The 3,992-nt window shown below is 64.4% G+C and carries 3 protein-coding genes; all 3 read left to right on the top strand.

The window, feature by feature from the left end; translation table 11 throughout:
* Positions 1-15 precede the first annotated feature (15 nt).
* The 3 genes from ISX84_RS23050 to ISX84_RS23060 all read left to right on the top strand — a co-directional run bounded on the left by ISX84_RS23050 (position 16) and on the right by ISX84_RS23060 (position 3,981).
* Positions 16-501, top strand: coding sequence for a (2Fe-2S)-binding protein (locus ISX84_RS23050; protein WP_195822776.1), 486 nt, complete (start codon positions 16-18; stop codon positions 499-501).
* Positions 502-658: 157 nt separating this feature from the next.
* Positions 659-3,022 carry a xanthine dehydrogenase family protein molybdopterin-binding subunit gene (locus ISX84_RS23055; RefSeq protein WP_195822777.1) on the top strand — a complete coding sequence of 788 codons (2,364 nt, stop codon included), beginning with the start codon at positions 659-661 and terminating at the stop codon, positions 3,020-3,022.
* 170 nt (positions 3,023-3,192) lie between these two features.
* Entirely contained in the window at positions 3,193-3,981 is a 789-nt protein-coding gene (locus ISX84_RS23060; protein WP_195822778.1) for an FAD binding domain-containing protein, read from the top strand.
* The last annotated feature ends 11 nt before the right edge of the window (positions 3,982-3,992 follow it).

Raw genomic sequence — 3,992 nt, forward strand, 5'->3', positions numbered from 1 at the left:
GAGGGAGTTTTTGAGATGTTTATGGTTGAGATGTTTGTGAATGGAGTTTTGCGTTCTGGTTCTGTTGAGGGTCGGACGTTGTTGTCGTCGTTTTTGCGGGATGAGTTGCAGCTGACGGGGACGCATGTGGGGTGTGATACGTCGCAGTGCGGGGCCTGTGTGGTGCATGTGAACGGGGAGGCTGTGAAGGCCTGCACGATGCTGGCGGCGGAGGCTGCGGGGGCTGAGGTGGCGACGGTTGAGGGGATGGCCAATGCGGATGGGTCGCTGAGTGTCATTCAGCAGGCGTTTCAGGATCATCACGGGTTGCAGTGCGGCTTCTGCACGCCGGGCATGGTGATGTCGGCAGCGGCGCTTTTGAAGGAGAACCCCAAGCCCAGCGAGGCGGAGGTGCGGGCGTATCTGGAGGGCAATATCTGCCGCTGCACCGGCTATCATAACATCGTCAAGGCGATCATGGCGGCCTCTGGCCAGGATGTGGCCGCCGTGGCCGCGGAATAACGATCCCGCGCGCCTGGCAAGGGTGGCCTGAAAGCCCACCCTACCTGCCGGTTGTGCGCGCCGGGACACTCACAGCCGGAAGTTCCCGGGGGAACGGCCGGTCTGCAACCAACAGGTAAGGTGGGCCTTGGGCCACCGCTGATCAGGGAGGAATGACATGCCAAAAGATGGAGGCATCGGCGCCAGCTCAAAGCGCCGCGAGGACGTCCGGTTTTTGACCGGGGCGGGGAATTACACGGATGACATCAACATCCACGGGCAGGCGCATGTGTTCTTTCTGCGCTCGGACGTGGCCCATGGGACGATCACAGCCATCGACACGTCGGCGGCCGAGGCCATGCCCGGGGTGGTCAAGGTCTTCACCGGCGCCGACTTCGAGGCGGTGGGCGGCATGCCCTGCGGCTGGCAGGTGACCGACAAGCACGGGCAACCCATGCAGGAGCCGCGCCACCCGATCCTGGCACATGGCAAGGTGCGCCATGTGGGCGAGCCCGTTGCCGCGGTGGTGGCCGAGACGCTGGAGCAGGCGCGCGATGCGGCCGAGGCCATCGATCTCGACATTGCCGAGCTGCCGGCGGTGGTCGACATGAAGGCGGCGGTGGCCAGTGATGACGTCAAGGTGCATGACGATCTGACCTCGAACCTTTGTTATGACTGGGGGTTTGTGGAGGAGAACAAGGCGGCCACGGATGAGGCCTTTTCCAAGGCTGCGCATGTGACCACGCTGGAGCTGGTCAACAACCGGCTGGTCGCCAACCCGATGGAGCCGCGCGTGGCGGTGGGCGATTATGCCCGCGGGACGGGGGATCACACGCTTTATACCACCTCCCAGAACCCGCATGTGATCCGCCTGCTGATGGGGGCCTTTGTGCTGGGCATTCCGGAGCATAAGCTGCGGGTGGTCGCCCCGGATGTGGGCGGCGGCTTTGGCACCAAGATCTTCCACTACCAGGAAGAGGCCTTTGTGACCTTTGCGGCCAAGGCCTGTAACCGCCCGGTCAAATGGACGTCGAGCCGGTCGGAGGCCTTCATGTCGGACGCCCATGGCCGCGATCACGTGACCAAGATCGAACTGGCGCTGGATGCGGACAATAACTTCACCGCGCTCAGGACTGAGACCTATGCCAATATGGGCGCCTACCTCAGCACCTTTGCGCCCTCGGTGCCGACCTGGCTGCACGGCACGCTGATGGCGGGGAATTACAAGACCCCGCTGATCTATGTGAACGTCAAGGCGGTCTTTACCAACACGGTGCCCGTCGATGCCTACCGCGGCGCCGGGCGGCCCGAGGCCACCTTCCAGCTGGAGCGGGTGGTGGACAAGGCCGCGCGTGAGCTGGGCGTCGATCCGATTGCGCTGCGGCGGCAGAACTTCATCACCGAGTTCCCCTATGCCACGCCAGTGGCGGTGGAATATGACACCGGCGATTACGTGGCCACGATGGACAAGCTTGAGGAGATGGCGGATTTGTCCGGCTTCGAGGCGCGGCGCAAGGTGTCCGAGGCAAAAGGCAAGTGGCGCGGTCTGGGCGTGAACTGCTACATTGAGGCCTGCGGCATCGCGCCCAGCAATCTGGTGGGGCAACTTGGCGCCCGCGCGGGGCTCTATGAGAGTGCTACGGTGCGGGTGAATGCCACCGGCGGCCTGGTGGTGATGACCGGCAGCCACAGCCATGGGCAGGGGCACGAGACCTCCTTTGCCCAGGTGGTGGCCGATATGATCGGGATCGACGAGAATATGGTCGAGATCGTGCATGGCGACACCGCCAATGCGCCGATGGGCATGGGCACCTATGGCTCGCGTTCTCTTGCGGTGGGCGGCTCGGCCATGGTGCGGGCGACGGAGAAGATCATCGCCAAGGCGAAGAAGATCGCCAGCCACCTGCTGGAGGCCGCCGAGAGTGACATTGAGCTTAAGGATGGCGCTTTCTCAGTTGCGGGCACGGATAAATCCGTGGCCTGGGGCGATGTGACCCTGGCGGCCTATGTGCCGCATAACTACCCGCTGGAGGATATCGAGCCGGGGCTGGAGGAGACGGCGTTCTATGATCCCAGTAACTTCACCTACCCCTCGGGCGCTTATGCTTGCGAGGTGGAGGTCGACCCCGAGACCGGCAAGGTCAGTATCGAGGCTTTCACCGCCGTTGATGACTTTGGCAATGTGGTCAACCCGATGATCGTGACCGGGCAGGTGCACGGTGGGCTGGCGCAGGGTATCGGCCAGGCGCTGCTGGAGAACTGTGCCTATGACGAGAACGGCCAGCTCCTGAGTGCGAGCTACATGGATTACGCCATGCCGCGGGCGGATGATCTGCCGATGTTCGGCGTGGATCATTCCTGTCAGACGCCCTGCACCCATAACCCGCTGGGGGTGAAGGGCTGTGGCGAGGCCGGGGCCATCGGCTCGCCGCCTTCGGTGGTGAACGCTGTGGTGGATGCGCTGCAACGGGGCGGCAAGGATGTGACCCATATCGACATGCCGCTGACGCCGGCGCGGGTCTGGGCGGCGATGCAGAAGTGATGGGTTCGGGGTGTGATGTCAGCCGTCGTCCGGGGCTCCGCCCCGTTCGGCCTCAAACTGTCCGCTGGACAGTTTGCCGCTGGCGCGGACCGGCCTCACGCCCCGGGATATTTGACGCCAGAAGAAGGTGAGATGTGCCTTTTGAACTGGCGGATGGAAAGGACGAAGCGATGTATAATTTTGATGTAGAGACACCGGGCACGGTGGCTGATGCCGCCGCTGCCATGGGGCGCGAGGATGCGCAGGCGCTGGGGGGTGGGCAAACGCTGATCCCGACGCTGAAGCAGCGGTTGGCGAGCCCGTCGGTGCTGGTGAGCCTGAGCGGTGTGGCCGAGATGAAGGGGGTCTGCACCGGCGCGGATGGGCGGCTCTGTGTTGGCGGGGCGACCACCCATGCCACGGTGGCGGCAGAGGCGGGCGCCTATCCCGGTCTTGCGGCACTGGCCAGCCATATCGGTGATCCGGCGGTGCGCAACCGCGGCACCATCGGCGGGTCGCTGGCCAACAACGACCCTTCGGCCTGTTACCCGGCCGCGGTTCTGGGCTCGGGCGCCACGGTGGTGACCAACAGCCGCGAGATCGCGGCGGATGACTATTTCCAGGGCATGTTCGACACCGCTCTGGAAGAGGGCGAGATCATCACCGAGGTGCGGTTCCCGGTGCCAGAGGTGTCGAACTACCAGAAGTTCGTGCAGCCCGCCTCGCGCTTTGCGCTGGTCGGCGTCTTTGTGGCGAAGTTCGCAGAGGGCGTGCGGGTGGCGGTGACGGGCGCCTCGAATGATGGGGTGTTCCGCTGGTCAGAGGCCGAAGCGGCGCTGTCGTCGGACTTCTCGGGCGCCGCGCTGGAGGGGCTTGCGCTGGCGGGGGACAACATGATCAGCGACCTGCACGGCACCGGCGCCTACCGCGCGCATCTGGTCGCCGTCATGACCAAACGCGCAGTGCAAAACGCCACGTAAAAGGCCCGCAA

Origin of the sequence: Roseobacter sp. MH60115 (assembly GCF_015644665.1) — a bacterium.
Lineage (GTDB): Bacteria > Pseudomonadota > Alphaproteobacteria > Rhodobacterales > Rhodobacteraceae > Roseobacter.